At 69.1% G+C, this 16,096-nt stretch carries 15 protein-coding genes; 6 read left to right on the top strand and 9 right to left on the bottom strand.

The annotated features are described in order from the left end of the window. Positions 1-167: 167 nt before the first annotated feature. From KCI33_RS00140 to dapD, 3 genes are read right to left on the bottom strand one after another with little or no spacing between them, the layout of a single operon-like run. The gene (locus KCI33_RS00140) at positions 168-803 is read right to left on the bottom strand and encodes an HAD hydrolase-like protein (protein WP_212522722.1); all 636 of its coding nucleotides are present in this window, start codon (positions 801-803) and stop codon (positions 168-170) included. Then, positions 784-1,137: a hypothetical protein gene (locus KCI33_RS00135; protein WP_212522721.1), complete on the bottom strand. Its 354-nt coding sequence runs from the start codon at positions 1,135-1,137 to the stop codon at positions 784-786. The genes KCI33_RS00140 and KCI33_RS00135 overlap by 20 nt, the downstream gene beginning before the upstream one ends. Before the next feature lie 35 nt (positions 1,138-1,172). Further along, the gene (gene dapD, locus KCI33_RS00130) at positions 1,173-2,000 is read right to left on the bottom strand and encodes a 2,3,4,5-tetrahydropyridine-2,6-dicarboxylate N-succinyltransferase (protein WP_212522720.1); all 828 of its coding nucleotides are present in this window, start codon (positions 1,998-2,000) and stop codon (positions 1,173-1,175) included. Positions 2,001-2,098: 98 nt separating this feature from the next. On the opposite strand from dapD, the gene KCI33_RS00125 reads away from it, so the two are divergent. Then, complete coding sequence (locus tag KCI33_RS00125) at positions 2,099-2,920, top strand: TIGR00730 family Rossman fold protein (RefSeq protein ID WP_212522719.1); 822 nt, start codon at positions 2,099-2,101, stop codon at positions 2,918-2,920. Between the two features lie 555 nt (positions 2,921-3,475). Here KCI33_RS00125 and rlmN read toward each other — a convergent pair. Beyond that, a complete protein-coding gene (gene rlmN / locus KCI33_RS00115; protein WP_212522718.1) occupies positions 3,476-4,660 on the bottom strand; it encodes a 23S rRNA (adenine(2503)-C(2))-methyltransferase RlmN in 1,185 nt (394 codons plus the stop codon). 243 nt (positions 4,661-4,903) lie between these two features. Continuing rightward, positions 4,904-5,446: an invasion associated locus B family protein gene (locus KCI33_RS00110; protein ID WP_249138827.1), complete on the bottom strand. Its 543-nt coding sequence runs from the start codon at positions 5,444-5,446 to the stop codon at positions 4,904-4,906. Positions 5,447-5,636: 190 nt separating this feature from the next. On the opposite strand from KCI33_RS00110, the gene KCI33_RS00105 reads away from it, so the two are divergent. Further along, positions 5,637-6,635: an asparaginase gene (locus tag KCI33_RS00105; protein WP_212522716.1), complete on the top strand. Its 999-nt coding sequence runs from the start codon at positions 5,637-5,639 to the stop codon at positions 6,633-6,635. Between the two features lies 1 nt (position 6,636). Here the strand turns inward: KCI33_RS00105 and serB are convergent, their stop codons facing one another. Next, the gene (gene serB, locus KCI33_RS00100; protein WP_212522715.1) at positions 6,637-7,512 is read right to left on the bottom strand and encodes a phosphoserine phosphatase SerB; all 876 of its coding nucleotides are present in this window, start codon (positions 7,510-7,512) and stop codon (positions 6,637-6,639) included. A gap of 157 nt (positions 7,513-7,669) precedes the next feature. Here serB and KCI33_RS00095 point away from each other — a divergent pair, with 157 nt between their 5' ends. From KCI33_RS00095 to KCI33_RS00085, 3 genes are all read left to right on the top strand, one after another. Continuing rightward, the gene (locus KCI33_RS00095; RefSeq protein WP_212522714.1) at positions 7,670-8,815 is read left to right on the top strand and encodes a phosphoserine transaminase; all 1,146 of its coding nucleotides are present in this window, start codon (positions 7,670-7,672) and stop codon (positions 8,813-8,815) included. Positions 8,816-8,906: 91 nt separating this feature from the next. Further along, positions 8,907-10,499, top strand: a complete 1,593-nt coding sequence (gene serA / locus KCI33_RS00090) for a phosphoglycerate dehydrogenase (RefSeq protein WP_212522713.1) — start codon at positions 8,907-8,909, stop codon at positions 10,497-10,499. Positions 10,500-10,574: 75 nt separating this feature from the next. Beyond that, a complete protein-coding gene (locus KCI33_RS00085; protein WP_212522712.1) occupies positions 10,575-11,330 on the top strand; it encodes a metallophosphoesterase in 756 nt (251 codons plus the stop codon). Positions 11,331-11,348: 18 nt separating this feature from the next. Here KCI33_RS00085 and KCI33_RS00080 read toward each other — a convergent pair whose 3' ends face one another. From KCI33_RS00080 to KCI33_RS00070, 3 genes are read right to left on the bottom strand one after another with little or no spacing between them, the layout of a single operon-like run. Beyond that, entirely contained in the window at positions 11,349-12,920 is a 1,572-nt protein-coding gene (locus tag KCI33_RS00080; RefSeq protein ID WP_212522711.1) for a hypothetical protein, read from the bottom strand. 43 nt (positions 12,921-12,963) lie between these two features. After that, the gene (locus KCI33_RS00075) at positions 12,964-13,152 is read right to left on the bottom strand and encodes a DUF2783 domain-containing protein (RefSeq protein WP_212522710.1); all 189 of its coding nucleotides are present in this window, start codon (positions 13,150-13,152) and stop codon (positions 12,964-12,966) included. After that, positions 13,149-14,720, bottom strand: a complete 1,572-nt coding sequence (locus KCI33_RS00070) for an FAD-dependent monooxygenase (RefSeq protein WP_212522709.1) — start codon at positions 14,718-14,720, stop codon at positions 13,149-13,151. The genes KCI33_RS00075 and KCI33_RS00070 overlap by 4 nt, the downstream gene beginning before the upstream one ends. Before the next feature lie 146 nt (positions 14,721-14,866). Here KCI33_RS00070 and KCI33_RS00065 point away from each other — a divergent pair, with 146 nt between their 5' ends. Then, a complete protein-coding gene (locus KCI33_RS00065; protein WP_212522708.1) occupies positions 14,867-16,042 on the top strand; it encodes an acetyl-CoA C-acyltransferase family protein in 1,176 nt (391 codons plus the stop codon). The last annotated feature ends 54 nt before the right edge of the window (positions 16,043-16,096 follow it).

Genomic DNA, 16,096 nt, shown 5'->3' with positions numbered 1-16,096 from the left:
GGAAACAGGTCGCCGAACCTTGGGCCTGGCCCCGACCACCCGTCCCGCCCCGGCGTCAGCCCGGGCAGCGCCCGACCTTCCCCCCGGGAGGGCGCTTTTCGCGCCCAGCCTGGCTTGGGCGCCGCCCTCAGCGCCCCGCGAGACGCGTTCCGAATTTCCGAAGGGGCCTACCCCAGAAGCGCGCGCACCGCCGGGCCGATCTCGGCGGGGGTGGCGACGAGGCGATCCGCCCCCGCCAGTTCCGCCCGCGGGCCGTAGCCCCAGAGCACCCCGATCGCCTTCATCCCCACGGCGCGGGCGGCGTCGATGTCGTGGTGGCGGTCGCCGATCATCACCGATGCCTCCGCCCGCGCGCCGGTGATCTCCAGTGCGTGGGTCAGCAGATCGGCCTTGTCGTTGCGGGTGCCGTCCAGTTCGGGGCCGAATTCCAGGGTCAGGTGCCGGGCCAGCCCGAAATGCGCGGTGATGCGGCGGGCGTAGACATGCGGCTTGGCGGTGGCCAGGTGCAGCACATGGCCCGCGGCACGCAGCCCGGCAAGAACCTCGGGGATGCCGTCGAAGACCCGGTTCTCGTAGAGGCCCACGTCGGTGTAACGCGCGCGATAGGCCGCCAGAGCCGCCTGCGGGTCGGGTGCGCCGAGTTTCTCGAAGCTCTCCACCAGCGGCGGACCGATCACCCAGTTCAGGCTGTCGGGATCGGGCGCGCCCAGCCCGAGGCTTTCCAGCGCATGCACGACCGAGCGGGTGATCCCCGGCTTCGGGTCGGTCAGCGTGCCGTCGAGATCAAGAAAGACCGTCGGCATCTTCGTCGCCGTAGAACGGCGTCATCTGGGCGACGATCACGGCGTTTTCCTCCAGCGCGCGGTCCATCAGCCCGGCCTCGTCCTCGGCGATCTCGTGGCCCTGGGCGCGGCGTTCCTCGGCGGTGCCGTAGCCGGTGACGTCGAGCGGCGCGAGGCCGGCCTGTTTCAGCACGGCCACGGTCTCGCGCACCGCCTCGGCCTCGTCCACGCCGGAGGCGTAGCACATCAGCCCGGCGCCGGTGGCGCCTTCGGGCAGCCCGTCGTCGGGCTTGCGCCCGACCTGGACCAGCAGGGTGAAGACCTGTTGTTTCCGCGATTTGGTTGTCTTGTTCATGATGTCCCGATGCGGTGGGTGGAACCCGCCGGCGCTCAATCGCGCAGGAGTTCGTTGATCCCGGTCTTCGACCGGGTCTGCGCGTCCACGCGCTTGACGATGACCGCGCAGTAGAGGTTCACGCCGTTCTTCGACGGCATCGAGCCCGCGACCACGACCGAGTAGGGCGGCACCTCGCCATACATCACCTCGCCGGTCTCGCGGTCTACGATCTTGGTCGACTTGCCGATGAACACGCCCATGCCGAGGACCGAGCCCTCGCGCACGATGCAGCCCTCGACCACCTCGGAACGCGCGCCGATGAAGCAGTTGTCCTCAATGATGGTGGGGCCGGCCTGCATCGGCTCCAGAACGCCGCCGATGCCGACGCCGCCCGACAGGTGCACGTTCTTGCCGATCTGGGCGCAGCTGCCCACGGTCGCCCAGGTGTCCACCATCGTGCCCTCGTCGACATAGGCGCCGAGGTTCACGAAGGAGGGCATCAGCACCACGCCGGGCGCGATATAGGCCGATTTTCGGACCACGCAGTTGGGCACCGCGCGGAAGCCCGCGGCCTTCCATTCGGCATCGCCCCAGCCCTTGAACTTGCTGTCGACCTTGTCCCACCAGCCGGAGCCCTGCGGGCCGCCGTCCTGCAGTTCCATGTCCTTGATGCGGAAGCCCAGCAGCACCGCCTTCTTGGCCCACTGGTTGACGTGCCAGTCGCCGCTTTCCAGCTTCTCGGCCACGCGCAGCGTGCCGCTGTCCAGCGCGGCCAGCGTGTCCTCGATCGCCTCGCGGGTTTCGCCGCCGGTATGCGGGTTGATCGTGTCGCGCGCCTCCCAGGCGGCTTCGATTGCGGCTTCGAGCTGGGCGTTGGACATGGGTTCCTCCGAAAACGTGACTGGCCTCATCAGCCCCGAGCCTATAGACGCAGAAAGGGTCTTAGGCAACGCAGCGGCACAGGAGAAAAGGACGCGCCATGACGGACGACCGATCCCGGGTCTTTCCCGATGCCCTTCAGGATATCGAAACCGCGCGCGAGATCCCCGTCACCCCGCAGACGCAATCGCCCGCCTACCGGCTGGCCTTTGCCGATGATGCGTTCCTGCTGCGCGACGAACTGCGCCCGGTGCGCCTTCAGCTGGAGCTGATGAAGCCCGAGCTCTTGATGCAGGAATACGGCATCAAGAGCACCATCGTGCTGTTCGGCAGCGCCCGCATCCCCGAACCGGGGCAGGAGCATACCGCCGGCACCGAGACCCTGGCCGAACTGACGCGATATTACGCCGAGGCGCGGGAATTTGCCCGCCTTATGACGCTGAAAAGCAAGAAGAACGGCAACCGCGAGAACGTGATCGTGACCGGCGGCGGCCCCGGCATCATGGAGGCCGGCAACCGCGGCGCGGCCGACGCGGGCGGGGTGTCGATCGGGCTGAACATCGTGCTGCCGCACGAGCAGAGGCCGAACGGCTGGGTCACGCCGGAGCTGTGCTTCAACTTCCACTATTTCGGCATCCGCAAGATGCATTTCCTGATGCGCGCCAACGCGGTGGCGATGTTCCCCGGCGGCTTCGGCACGCTCGACGAACTGTTCGAGGCGCTGACCCTGATCCAGACCAAGCGGATGTGCCCGGTGCCGATCCTGCTGTTCGGCCGCGCATTCTGGGAAAACATCATCAACTGGCAGGCGCTGGCCGAGGCCGGCACCATCGCGCATGAGGATCTGGAGCTGTTCCGCTATGTCGAGACGGCCCAAGAGGCGGTCGAGATCATCGGAACCTGGCCCGGCAAGGCGGCCTAGCCTCTGGCGCCGCGCTGCCAGCACCATGACCCAGTAGGACCGGCCGGCGTCCCGCGCCCAGCCGACGCCGATCTCGCGGCCGGTCGCGTTTTCGATATTGGCGCGGTGGGCGGGCGAGGCCATCCAGGCATCGGCCACGGCGCGTGCGCTTGTCTGGCCCGCGGCCACGAAGGCCCAAGGGGCAGCCCGCCGCGGCGACCCGCGTCATCACCGTCGCCCCGCCGGGCCCGTCATGCGAGAGGGTGCGGGTCTCCGCCATCCGGCAGGCATGGCCCTGCATGGCCCGGCCGAGCCTTTCGTCGCGCCCGAAGGCGGGCAGGCCCGCCAGCCGTTGCTGCGCGTTGGTGAGGTCGGTCACGGCGCGGCGCATCTCGGCGAGGTTGCCCGGCACGTCGCAGGCGCGGGCGGGCGCCGGCAGGAGGCCGAGCGCCGTCAGAACCGCTCCCGCCCGGATGGCTGTGATCGCATTCGGCGTGGCCGATCGCCCCCCGCCACGGTCCGCATGGCCGTCAGGGTCGGGAGGCGGCGGGCGTGGCGCAAGCGCGCCGGGGCGCCTCAGCCCAGCCCCGCCTCGGCCTCGATCTCGCGGCGCGACTTGCGGGCGCGCTCGGTCGCGGATTTCAGCTGTCCGCAGGCGGCCATGATGTCCTCGCCGCGCGGGGTGCGGATGGGCGAGGCGTAGCCGGCCTTGTAGACGATGTCGGCGAAGGCCTCGATCCGTTCCCAGTCGGAGCGCTGGTAGGGCGCGCCGGGCCATTCGTTGAAGGGGATGAGGTTGATCTTGGCCGGGATGCCCGAGATCAGCTTGACCAGACGGCGTGCGTCCTCGTCGCTGTCGTTCACACCCTTCAGCATCACATATTCGAAGGTGATGCGTTCCGAGTTCGACAGTTTCGGATAGGCCCGCAGCGCCTCCAGCAGCGCCTCGATGTTCCAGCGCTTGTTGATCGGCACCAGCTTGTCGCGCACCTCGTCTGTGGTGGCGTGGAAGGAGACCGCCAGCATGCAGCCGATCTCTTCGGCGGTGCGGGCGATTTCGGGCACCACGCCCGAGGTCGAAAGCGTGATCCGGCGGCGGGAAAGCGAGATGCCCTCGCCATCCATGGCGATCTTCATCGCGTCGCGGACGTTCTCGAAATTATAGAGCGGCTCGCCCATGCCCATCAAAACGATGTTGGAAACCAGGCGCGGGCGCTCGCCGCTGCCTTCGCCGGGCTCGGGCCATTCGCCGAGATCGTCGCGCGCGACCATGATCTGACCCACGATCTCGCCCGCGGTCAGGTTGCGCACCAGTTTCTGCGTGCCGGTGTGGCAGAAGGAGCAGGTCAGCGTGCAGCCCACCTGCGAGCTGACGCAGAGCGTGCCGCGATCGGTTTCGGGGATGTAGACCACCTCCACCTCGTGCCCGCCGGCGATCCGCACCAGGTATTTGCGCGTTCCGTCGGCCGAGACGTGTTTCGACACCACCTCGGGCACCTGGATCACGAAATGCTCGGCCAGTTTCGCGCGGTAATCCTTGGCCAGGTTGGTCATGTCGTCGAAATCGCGCACGCCCTTCTGGTAGATCCACTGCCAGATCTGGTTCACGCGCATCTTTGCCTGTTTTTCCGGCGTGCCGGCGGCGATCAGCGCCTCGCGCAGCTTGTCGCGGGTGAGGCCGACAAGGTTCACCTTCTCACCCTCCGGCAGCTTGCGGGGGATCGTGACAACATCCTGTGTGATCGGGGCCGTGGCCGTCATGTCGCGCGTCTCCAAGGGAATAGCGGGCTTACATATAGGATTCGCCGGCGCAAATAAATAGGAGGCGGCCGCAAGGCGCTCTCGTCTGGACATGGGGCGGGGCGCCAGGGACGTGGCGGGCGCGTCGGTCAGGGCTGCGGCCCGGCGCTTGCGCCGGGCGGCGCCCAACCCGCCCCCAATTCGGCGGGCGCTGCCCTGGTTTCAGAAACGCCGGCCGATGGCCACGGTCTCATGCGCGGCGCGTCAGCTGCCGCAGCGGGCCTCGGCCTCTTCCATCGCTGCGGTGAAGCCGAGCAACGAGAACGTGTCCTTGGTGACGGTGCCGCGGCTGGAGCGCGCGGTCAGCTCGGCCGCCGCGCCGCGCTTCATCGCGGTCAGGATCTTTGCGTCGTCGGAAGCGGAGGCGGGCCAGGCGTAGCCGACCAGCTCGCCGCTGTCGTCGCGGGAGTTCTGCGTGAACAGCTCGAAGGTCTGGTCGCCGATCACCATCTGCACGGTCGAGCCTTCGGCGAAGGGATAGCCGCCGGTGAAGGAGATCTCGCCCGCCACGCCCGAACCGGGCCGGAAGGTAACGAACAGCAGGATGTCGCCGCGGCGCACCGCCACGACGCGGCCGTCGCGCATGTTCACGGTTTCCTTGGGGCTGGAAACGCCCCAGCATTCGGTCGGGTCGTCCTCGACGAAGACGGACCAGTCGGTTTTCGCGGCGACCCGGTTGGTCGATTCCTGCGCCTGCACCGCGAAGGCGGTCAGCGCCAGCAGTCCCCCGGCAATTCCGCGTCGCATCCAAGATGTCATATGTCTCACAGCCTCCAGCTGCCGTTGCCTCTGTCGCACGCCCCGTCTGGCCGTTTAGCGCACCTTTTCCGGTGGCGGCGTGCATTTCAACTCGATATGCCGGAGACTAACGTAAACCAGCCGATTTTTGAAAGCCCCGTTGGCAGAAAATCGCGCATGCGTGAGGAAAGAGGACGAGATGGCGCAAGCGGTGGAGATGGTCGAGGTCTGGCGTGGCGAGTTCCTGGAATCGCGGCACAGAGGGCATGCGGTGATCTGCGACGCGGAGGGCAACATCGTGCATGCCTGGGGCGACCCGGACGCGGTGATTCTGCCGCGCAGCTCGGCCAAGATGATCCAGGCGCTGCCGCTGGTCGAAAGCGGCGCGGCCGCGGCCTTCGGGCTGGGCGAGGACCGGCTGGCGCTGTCCTGCGCCTCGCACCAGGGCGCGCCGATCCACACCGACATGGTGCGGAGCTGGCTTGATGAACTGGGGCTGGGCGATGAGGCCTTCCGCTGCGGCGCCGAGGTGCCCCGCGACACCGACACCCGCAACGCCATGATCCGTGCCGGCGGCCAGCCCTGCCAGTGGCACAACAACTGCTCGGGCAAGCATTCGGGCTTTCTGACCCTGGCCCGGCATCTGGGCGCGGGGCCGGAATATGTCGATCCCGCCCATCCCGTGCAGCGCGCCGTGCGCGAGGCCTTCGAGGACGTGACCGGCATGGACAGCCCCGGTTTCGGCATCGACGGCTGCTCGGCCCCGAATTTCGCCACCACCGTGCACGGGCTGGCCCGCGCGATGGGCTTTTTCGCAGGGGCGGATATCGACGGCGGCTCCGGCCGCGAACGCGCCGCGGCGCGGCTGCGCGACGCGATGCGCGCCTTTCCCGAGCTGGTCGCGGGCGAGGGCCGTGCCTGCACCGAGCTGATGCGCGCCATGGACGGCCGCGTCGCGCTCAAGACCGGGGCCGAGGCGGTGTTCGTGGCCATGCTGCCCGAGCACAAGCTGGGCATCGCGCTGAAGATCGTGGACGGCGCCACGCGCGCCAGCGAATGCGCCATCGCCGCGCTGCTGGTGAAGCTCGGGGTGCTCGACCCCTTTCACCCGGCGACCCGCCGGCGCATGGATGCGCCGGTCCGCAACTGGCGCGGCATCGAGACCGGGATGATCCGCCCCGCCGCCGCGCTGCGCTAGCTCAGGCGGCGAAGGCGTCCCGGGCGTAGCCCTGGATATAGAGCAGCGCGCTCAGGTCGCCGTGGTTGATGCGGATGTCGCATTGCGCGGCCACCTTGGGCTTCGCGTGCAGCGCCACGCCCGCGCCCGCCAGCCCCAGCATGCCGAGGTCATTCGCGCCGTCGCCCACGGCCATGACCGAATCATGGCCCAGCCCCAGCCGCGCGCTGACCTCATTCAGCGCCGCGACCTTGGCCTCGCGGCCGAGGATCGGCTCGGCCACCTCGCCGGTGAGCCGGCCGTCCTCGATCAGCAGGGTGTTGGCGCGGTGCTCGTCGAAGCCCAGATCCGCCGCCACCCTGGCCGCGAAATTGGTGAACCCGCCCGAGACCAGCACCGCGTAGCCGCCCGCGGCCTTCATGGTGGCGACCAGCGCGCGGCCGCCGGGCATGAAGGTGATGCGGTCTTTCAGCACCCGGTCGATCACACCGGCGTCGAGCCCTTTCAGCAGGCCCACGCGCTCGCGCAGCGCGCCCTCGAAATCCAGCTCGCCGTTCATGGCGCGGGCGGTGATCTCGGCCACGCGGGGGCCGATCCCGGCCACCACGGCCAGTTCGTCGATGCATTCCTGCTGGATCATGGTGCTGTCCATGTCGGCGATCAGCATCTTCTTCTTCCGTCCCTCGGCGGGCTGGATCACCAGATCGATGCCGAGCTTCTGCATCTCCTCCCAGACCGGCCAGCGGTTGTCGGGCAGCTGCGGCAGGTCGAACTCCGCCGCCTCGTCGGGCGCCAGCCAGACCGCGTCGCCGCCGCCCCAGGCATTGCGCAGCGATTCGACCAGCGCGGCCTCGAGATTGCGGGCGGTGGGGGCGGACAGAAGGGTTGCGGTGAACATGGGTGGGTTTCCGATAGTGGACAAAGAGGGCGGTTTCAGGCGTTCACGCGGCGCAATATCGCAGCTTTCCCGCTTGTGCCAGCGCAGAAAGCCCCGTATCTGCGTCCGTGGGACACCCCTCCCCAACGAGGGGCATATATCTGGAAGGATACCAGCAATGGCTATCGAAGCTCCGGCCGCGCGGCCGGCCAATCCGCGTTTTTCCTCGGGCCCCTGCGCCAAAATCCCCACATTCTCTCTCGACAAGCTCGCCGACGCGCCGCTGGGCCGTTCGCACCGCGCCGCCGTGGGCAAGGCCAAGCTGAAGGCCGCGATCGAGACCACCCGCGAGATCCTCGGCATCCCCGCCGACTACCGCATCGGCATCGTGCCCGCCTCGGACACCGGCGCCGTGGAAATGGCGCTGTGGTCGCTGCTGGGCGCGCGCAAGGCCGAGATGCTGGCCTGGGAAAGCTTCGGCGCCGGCTGGGTCACCGATGTCGTCAAGCAGCTCAAGATCGACGCCGATGTCAAGACCGCCGAATACGGCGAGATCGTCGACCTCGCCTCGGTCGATTTCGATAATGATGTGGTCTTCACCTGGAACGGCACCACCAGCGGTGTCCGCGTGCCGAACGGCGATTTCATCCCCGCCGACCGCGCGGGCCTGACCATCTGCGACGCCACCTCGGCCGCCTTCGCGATGGAGCTGCCCTGGGACAAGCTCGATGTCACCACCTTCTCGTGGCAGAAGGTGCTGGGCGGCGAGGCGGCGCATGGCATGCTGATCCTCTCCCCCCGCGCGGTGGCGCGTCTGGAAAGCTACACCCCCGCCTGGCCGCTGCCCAAGATCTTCCGCCTGACCAAGGGCGGCAAGCTGATCGAGGGCATCTTCGTGGGCGAGACCATCAACACGCCGTCGATGCTGGCGGTCGAGGATTACCTCGTTGCGCTGGACTGGGCGAAATCGGTGGGCGGGCTGAAGGGCCTGATCGCGCGCGCCGACGCCAATACCGCCGTGATCGGGAAATTCGTGGCCGAGCATGACTGGATCGACTTCCTCGCCGTTGACCCGGCGACGCGCTCGAACACCTCGGTCTGCCTGAAGTTCACCGACGACCGCATCGCCGACGGCGCCGCCTTTGCCAAGGCCGTGGCCAAGCGGCTGGAGGGTGCGGGCGTGGCCTATGACATCGGCGCCTATCGCGACGCGCCCGCCGGCCTGCGCATCTGGTGCGGCGGCACGGTCGAGACCTCGGACATCGAGGCGCTGATGCCCTGGCTGAACTGGGCCTTCGAGACCGAGATCGCCGCTCAGGCATAAGCCGCGCGCGGGCCCGCCCGCGCAGGACTGACATGCAGGGTGCGCGATGGCGCGCACCCACCCCCATTCCATATTCCAAAGGACCACGAAAATGGCTCCCAAAGTTCTCGTCTCCGACAAGCTCTCCGAAACCGCCGTCCAGATCTTCCGCGACCGTGGCATCGAGGTCGATTTCGACCCCTCGATCGGCAAGGACAAGGAAAAGCTGCTGGAGGTGATCGGCAACTATGACGGTCTTGCCATCCGTTCGGCCACCAAGGTGACCGAAAAGGTTCTGGAGGCCGCCACCAACCTCAAGGTCGTCGGCCGCGCCGGCATCGGCACCGACAACGTCGACAAGGTGGCCGCCTCCAAGAAGGGCGTGATCGTCATGAACACCCCCTTCGGCAACATGATCACCACCGCCGAGCACGCCATCGCCATGATGTTCGCCGTCGCCCGCCAGATCCCCGAGGCCAGCGCCTCGACCCATGCGGGCAAGTGGGAAAAGTCGAAATTCATGGGTGTCGAGCTGACCGGCAAGGTGCTGGGCGTGATCGGCGCCGGCAACATCGGCGGCATCGTCTGCGACCGGGCGCTCGGCCTGAAGATGAAGGTCGTCGCCTACGACCCCTTCCTCAGCCAGGAGAAGGCCGACAAGATGGGCGTCGAGAAGGTCGAGCTGGACGAGCTGCTGAAGCGTTCCGACTTCATCACCCTGCATGTGCCGCTGATCGACAGCACCCGCAACATCCTGAGCCGCGAGAACCTGGCCAAGACCAAGAAGGGCGTGCGCATCATCAACTGCGCCCGCGGCGGCCTCGTGGACGAAGTGGCCCTGGCCGAGATGCTGAAGGACGGCCATGTCGCCGGCGCCGCCTTCGACGTGTTCTCCGAGGAGCCGGCCACCGAGAACCCGCTGTTCAACCTGCCCAACGTGGTCTGCACCCCGCACCTGGGCGCGGCCACCACCGAGGCGCAGGAGAACGTCGCCCTGCAGGTGGCCGAGCAGATGGCCGACTACCTGCTGACCGGCGCCGTGCAGAACGCGCTGAACATGCCCTCGGTCACCGCCGAGGAGGCCAAGGTGATGGGCCCCTGGATCAAGCTGGCCGGCCACCTGGGCGCCTTCATCGGCCAGATGACCGACGAGCCGATCAAGGCGATCAACATCCTCTATGACGGCTACGCCGCCGAGATGAACCTCGACGCACTGAACTGCGCCGCGATCGCCGGCGTGATGAAGCCCGCCAACCCGGATGTGAACATGGTCTCGGCCCCGGTGATCGCCGCGGACAAGGGCATCAAGATCTCGCGCACCACGCAGGGCAAGTCCGGCGTGTTCGAGGGCTATGTCAAGCTGACCGTGGTCACCGACACGCGCGAGCGTTCGATCGCGGGCACGGTGTTCTCGGACGGCAAGCCGCGCTTCATCCAGATCAAGGGCATCAACATCGACGCCGAGATCGGCCATCACATGCTCTACACCACCAACCGCGACGTGCCGGGCATCATCGGCGCGCTGGGCGCGACCATGGGCGCGCATGGCGTGAACATCGCCAACTTCACCCTGGGCCGGACCGGCGTGGGCGAGAGCGCGATCGCGCTGCTCTACCTCGACAACCCGCTGCCCGAGGACGTGCTGGACGAGCTGCGCAAGACCGGCCTCTTCGTGCAGGTGCGCCCGCTGTCCTTCGACCTCTGAGGGCTAAGGACTTGAAACGCCGGACGGCCCGTCGCATCACTGCGGCGGGCCGTTCCATTTCGGCAAGGGGGCAACATGCGCAGCTATGCCATCGGTGACAGCCACGGGCATCTCGACCACCTGCGCGAGGTGCACCGCCGGATCGCGGCCGACCGCGCACGGCTGGGCGACGAGGTGGCGCCGGTGGTCCATCTCGGCGATTATGTGGATCGCGGACCTGACAGTCGCGGCGTGCTGGCGTTCCTGCTGCAGGGGCTGGCCGAGGGGCGGAACTGGGTGCTTCTGAAGGGCAATCACGACCGGATGATGGCGCTGTTCCTGCGCGCGCCCGAGGAGCGCGATCCGCGCCGCCCCGACCTGCACTGGCTGGAGGACCGCATCGGCGGGCGCGCGACGCTGGCCTCCTACGGCGTGGATGTCAGTCCGGACCGCCCGGCGGAGGAGATCCACGAAGAGGCGCGTCGCCTCGTGCCGCCGGCGCATGTCGCCCTGCTGGAGGGTCTGCGCCCCAGCTACGCGCGCGACGGGGTATTCTTTTGCCACGCGGGCATCCGTCCCGGCCTGGCGCTGGCGGAGCAGTCCGAGGACGATCTCGTCTGGATCCGCGGCGAATTCCACGACGACCGGCGCGACCACGGCGCGCTGATCGTGCATGGCCACACCCCGGTGGAGCGCGTCACCCATTACGGCAACCGGCTGAACCTCGACACCGGGGCGGCCTATGGCGGGCCGGTCTCGGCGGTGGTGATCGAGGGCGGCGCGGTGTTCGAGCTGACCGAAGAGGGGCGCCGCGCGATCCGCCCGCCGCGCTGGGTCTTCCGCAAATCCTGAACCCGCGGCCCGGTCGCGTCAGTCCCGCCGGATCACCCCGGTGATGGCGGCGGCGCCCAGCGCGGTGACGACCCAGCCCACCGCCTCGGCCACCCAGCGCAGCCACCAGCCGACCCGCCCCCAGGGCGAGCGCGTGGTCGAGGGGGCCCAGCCCGCCTGCTGCCCCAGTTGCAGCAGCGGAATGAACAGGTCGGCGGCATAGGCATAGGGATGGAAGGTCTCCCAGTCCTGCCCGGCCTGCCCGGGCCGCGACCAGAAGGCGCCGGGATTCTCCGGGTGGCTGCGCGTGGCGTCGATCCAGGGGGCGGAGGTCTGGATGGGGCCGGAATTCGGCGCCATGTCGCCCGCGCGCCAGCACTGGTCATAGAACCAGCCCAGCGCCGCGATCATCGCCGCCGCCATCACCAGCGCGCGCACCGGGCGGTAGCCGTAGCCGATCGTCACCCGCAGCAGCGCGTCGCTGGCCCAGGCCGCGGCCCAGCCCAGCCCCTGGCCGCGTTCGGCCATCAGCAGGCGGCGGTTCTCGGCATGCAGCAGGCGTTCCTTGTGCATCAGCACGGTGCGCGCGTCCTCGCGGTGGCCGATACGGGTCAGCACATCGGCGAGATGCACATAGGGCTGGCTGGTGAAGGGCGTGTCCACGGGCCGGCGGGCGAGCCAGTCCAGCCGCGCCTGCACCGCGGTATCGGCGGAGCGCGAGAAATCGTGGTAGCGGAAGCCATCCAGCCGGATCGGGTGGGCGGCGCCGGGGCCGGAGGGCTCGTCGGTGAGCTGCGCCACCTCGGCCCCGGCGAGGCTGACGATGCCGCGGGTGATCCGGTTGGCGCGCAGATAGAGAAGCCCGCCGACCCGGGCGCGCTCCAGCGACAGGGCGACATCGTGGCCGTGGGCCTCGGTCGCACCGAACATCGGGCTGCCCAGCGCGGTCTCGGTGGGCGTGATCGCGGTGTTCGACACGAAGAGGTCATGGCCCACATGGATCGAGGACAGGAACAGCATGCCCTGCGTGACCAGGGCGGTGTCGCCGTCGGTATAGGGGTAGTTGCCGAGAAAGACCGAGCCCTCGACGTTCAGCGCGGGCGCGAACAGGGCGTCCTGCCCGTCGCTGTGGATCTCGGCCCCGCAAAGTTGCAGATCGCCCCCCAGCCGCGCCCCGGCGAGGCTGATCTCGCCCCGGCTGACGCTGCCGTCGCGCAGGAACAGGCTGCCCGTGAAACTGGCGTTGTCGGCGGCCAGCCCGGCTAGGGCGCTGCCGCTGAAATGCAGCCCCTTCAGCCGCGCGTTGACCAGGTTCAGCGCCTCGTCGAGCCGGCACTCCGAGAAGGTGATGTCATGCGGGCAGTCGCAGCCCTGCAGGTCGAGCACCCCGGTCAGCCGCGCCCCGCGCAGGCGCAGGCCCTTGTCGTGCAGCACTGGCGCGCCGGCCCCGCCCAGCAGGATCAGCCGGACGAGCCCCGCGCGCAGGCAGGGCGCGCTGTCGTCCCCGGCGGGCAGCTCGCCATCGCCGAAGGTGATCCGCTCGGGATCCGCGCATTCGTCGATGAGCGTCTGCTCGGCCTCGGAAAAGGGCGCGAAATCCTCCAGCTTCATGGCAGTGAGCCTGTGTCGCGACGGTCCCGCGCGCGCATTGCGCTCATCCCTGCCGGGCCAGCGCGATCGCCTGGCTCAGGATCTCGCGGTCGCCGATATGGTTGGCCAGGATCAGCACCAGCTGCGCGTTCAGCGCGGCGGTTTCGGTGGCGCTGAGCCCCTTATGGGCGTCCAGCAACTCTTCGTAGAACCCGTCCGGGTCGGGCAGGTTGGGGGTGTCGATCAGTTTCACGGGCGTCCCTCCCACATGGCGGTGATGGCGGCGGTGATGGCGGCGGTCTCGGCCGCGACCCAGCGGGCGGCGACCACCTGGTCGGGCCGGATCAGGTAGAGTGCTTGGTCGGCCTCGCCCAGATAGCGGGCGCGGGTGGCCTCGTTCAGTTCGGCCTCGATCACGCGCAGGCCGAGATCGGGCGCCGCGCCACCCAGCGCCAGCAGGGCCGGCTCGCCCGCCAGTTCCGGCAGCAGCCAGCCATTGCCCTGCGGCGCGTCGGGCGCGACCGAGCCGGGCCGCGACGCGCGCGGCAGGCGCGAATCGTCGGCGCCCGAAGAGGGAAAGCGGCAGGGCACCGACAGGCGGCCTGAATCGACCATCGGCCGGGCGAAGCTGGCCTTGGCGGCCAGCGCCAGAACCTGGTCGCGGAACAGCCGCTCGGCCCCCGGCGCGGGGCTCATGAAACGCGCGGTGCGCGCCGCGCTGCGCAGATTGGCGTCGGCCGCCAGCCCGCGCTCGCGGTCGTAGCTTTCCAGCAGGTCTGGCGCGGCCCGGCCCTGGAGCACTGCGGCCAGCTTCCAGCCGAGGTTGTCCACGTCCTGCAGCCCGCCGTTGCCGCCGCGCGCCCCGAAGGGCGAGACCACATGCGCCGCGTCGCCTGCGAAGATCAGCCGCCCATGCACGAGATCCGCCAGCCTGCGGCACTGGAAGGAATAGAGGCTGACCCAGTCCAGCCGGAAATTCCCGTGCCCCAGCATGGCCGCGATGCGCGGGCGCAGATGGTCGGGCTTGACCGCCTCCTCCGCGTCGTCATCGGGGTTCAGCTGCAAATCCAGCCGCCACAGGTTGTCGGGCTGCTTGTGCAGCAGGGCGGTGCGCCCGTCGTGGAAGGGCGGCTCGAACCAGAACTGCCGCTCGGCGGGCAGGTCAGTCTCCATCTCCAGATCGGCGATGACGAAGCGGTCCTCGAACTGCACGCCCTCGAATTCCAGCTTCAGCCGAGACCGGATCGACGAGCGCACCCCGTCGCAGGCGATCACATACTCGGCGCGCAGCCCGTAGTCGCCGTCGGGGGTCTCGACCGTGACATGGGCGCCGTCGTCGCTCTGCTCGACGGCGAGGACGCGGTTGCGCACGCGCAGATCGACGAGGTCCAGCGCGTCGATGCGCTCGATCAGGTATTCCTCGACGTAATATTGCTGGAGGTTGGCGAAGACCGGAAAGGCATGGCCATCGGCGATGCCCTCGGCCTCGGTCTGTGTCTGCAGGTCGGTGCGGAACAGCTCCGTCTCGCCGCGGAACATGCGCCCGCGCCGCCACGGAACGGCCTTGTCCATCACCCGCTCCGCGATGCCCAGCCGGTCGAAGATCTCAAGGCTGCGGCGCGACCATGAGATCGCGCGCGAGCCCATGGAAACCACGTTGTTGTCGTCCAGAACCACCGAGGCCACGCCATGGTTCGCCAGCTCGATCGCCATCGCCAAACCGACCGGCCCCGCGCCCACGATGATCACCTGCCGGGCCGGTTCCGGCGCGCTCAGCCCCGGCGGCCTGGCATAGGGATAGGGGCGGTAGTCATAGGTCATCCTGGCCTCCTTCGCGGGCAGGATACACAGTTGCGGGGGCTTGCACAGCCGCTTTGCGGGCGCTGTGCGACGTGACGTTTTCCTGTGCCGCGCCGTTCGCGCCGATTAGGCTGCGCGCCAGACAACGGGACAATCGGGAGGCCCCCATGAGCGATATCGTCATCCTTTCCGGCGCGCGCACCGCCATCGGCACCTTCGGCGGGTCGCTCGCCGGCACCCCGCCGATCGAGCTGGGCACCGTCGCCGCCCGCGCCGCGCTGGAGCGCGCGGGGGTCGAGGGCGCGCGGATCGGCCATGTCGCCTTCGGCCATATCATCAACACCGAGCCGCGCGACATGTATCTGTCGCGCGTCGCCGCCATGCAGGCGGGCGTGCCTGAGGGCGCGCCGGCGATGAATGTCAACCGGCTCTGCGGTTCGGGTGCGCAGGCGATCGTGTCGGTGGTGCAGTCGCTGATGCTGGGCGATGCCGATTTCGGCCTGGCGGGCGGCGCCGAATGCATGAGCCGCTCGCCCTACATCCTGCCCGCCGCCCGCTGGGGCCAGAAGATGGGCGACGCAGGCGCGCAGGACATGATGCTGGGCGCGCTGAGCTGCCCCTTCGGCACCGGCCACATGGGCGTCACCGCCGAGAACGTGGCGGCCGGGCACGGTATCAGCCGCGCCGATCAGGACGCCTTCGCGCTGGAAAGCCAGGTGCGCGCGGCGCGCGCCATCGCCGAAGGCCGCTTCAAGGACCAGATCGTTCCCGTCGAGGTGAAGGTGAAGCGCGACACGGTCGCCTTCGACACCGACGAGCACCCCAAGGCCACCACGGTCGAGGCGCTGGCCGGCCTGCGCCCGGTCTTCCAGAAGGACGGGACGGTGACCGCGGGCAATGCCAGCGGCATCAATGATGGCGCCGCCGCGCTGGTGCTCGCCCGCGCCGAGGCGGCCGATGCCGCCGGTCTGACCCCGCGCGCGCGCGTCATCGGCTACGCCCATGCCGGCGTGCGCCCCGAGGTGATGGGGATCGGCCCGATCCCGGCGGTGGAGGCGCTGCTGGCGCGCACCGGGCTCAAGGCCGGCGATTTCGACGTGGTCGAATCGAACGAGGCCTTCGCCGCCCAGGCCATCGCGGTGAACCGCGCGCTGGGGCTCGACCCGGCCAGGGTCAACCCCAACGGCGGCGCCATCGCGCTGGGCCATCCGGTGGGTGCGACCGGTGCGATCCTCACCGTCAAGGCAATGTATGAGCTGGAGCGCACCGGCGGCCGGCGCGGCCTGATCACCATGTGCATCGGCGGTGGGCAGGGCATCGCGCTGGCGATCGAGCGGATCTGAGGCGGTGGCGCTTGGGCCCGGCATGACCGCCGGGCCAGACGCTGACCAATCGCC

The organism is Actibacterium sp. MT2.3-13A (assembly GCF_018139985.1).
Lineage (GTDB): Bacteria > Pseudomonadota > Alphaproteobacteria > Rhodobacterales > Rhodobacteraceae > JAGSOU01.
This window is presented reverse-complemented; position numbering and strand designations above follow the sequence as displayed.

Bases quoted from the DNA above. Each gene is read 5' to 3' on its own strand.
- KCI33_RS00140 (WP_212522722.1), bottom strand. From the start codon at position 803: ATGCCGACGGTCTTTCTTGATCTCGACGGCACGCTGACCGACCCGAAG.
- KCI33_RS00135 (WP_212522721.1), bottom strand. From the start codon at position 1,137: ATGAACAAGACAACCAAATCGCGGAAACAACAGGTCTTCACCCTGCTG.
- dapD (WP_212522720.1), bottom strand. From the start codon at position 2,000: ATGTCCAACGCCCAGCTCGAAGCCGCAATCGAAGCCGCCTGGGAGGCG.
- KCI33_RS00125 (WP_212522719.1), top strand. From the start codon at position 2,099: ATGACGGACGACCGATCCCGGGTCTTTCCCGATGCCCTTCAGGATATC.
- rlmN (WP_212522718.1), bottom strand. From the start codon at position 4,660: ATGACGGCCACGGCCCCGATCACACAGGATGTTGTCACGATCCCCCGC.
- KCI33_RS00110 (WP_249138827.1), bottom strand. From the start codon at position 5,446: ATGCGACGCGGAATTGCCGGGGGACTGCTGGCGCTGACCGCCTTCGCG.
- KCI33_RS00105 (WP_212522716.1), top strand. From the start codon at position 5,637: ATGGCGCAAGCGGTGGAGATGGTCGAGGTCTGGCGTGGCGAGTTCCTG.
- serB (WP_212522715.1), bottom strand. From the start codon at position 7,512: ATGTTCACCGCAACCCTTCTGTCCGCCCCCACCGCCCGCAATCTCGAG.
- KCI33_RS00095 (WP_212522714.1), top strand. From the start codon at position 7,670: ATGGCTATCGAAGCTCCGGCCGCGCGGCCGGCCAATCCGCGTTTTTCC.
- serA (WP_212522713.1), top strand. From the start codon at position 8,907: ATGGCTCCCAAAGTTCTCGTCTCCGACAAGCTCTCCGAAACCGCCGTC.
- KCI33_RS00085 (WP_212522712.1), top strand. From the start codon at position 10,575: ATGCGCAGCTATGCCATCGGTGACAGCCACGGGCATCTCGACCACCTG.
- KCI33_RS00080 (WP_212522711.1), bottom strand. From the start codon at position 12,920: ATGAAGCTGGAGGATTTCGCGCCCTTTTCCGAGGCCGAGCAGACGCTC.
- KCI33_RS00070 (WP_212522709.1), bottom strand. From the start codon at position 14,720: ATGACCTATGACTACCGCCCCTATCCCTATGCCAGGCCGCCGGGGCTG.
- KCI33_RS00065 (WP_212522708.1), top strand. From the start codon at position 14,867: ATGAGCGATATCGTCATCCTTTCCGGCGCGCGCACCGCCATCGGCACC.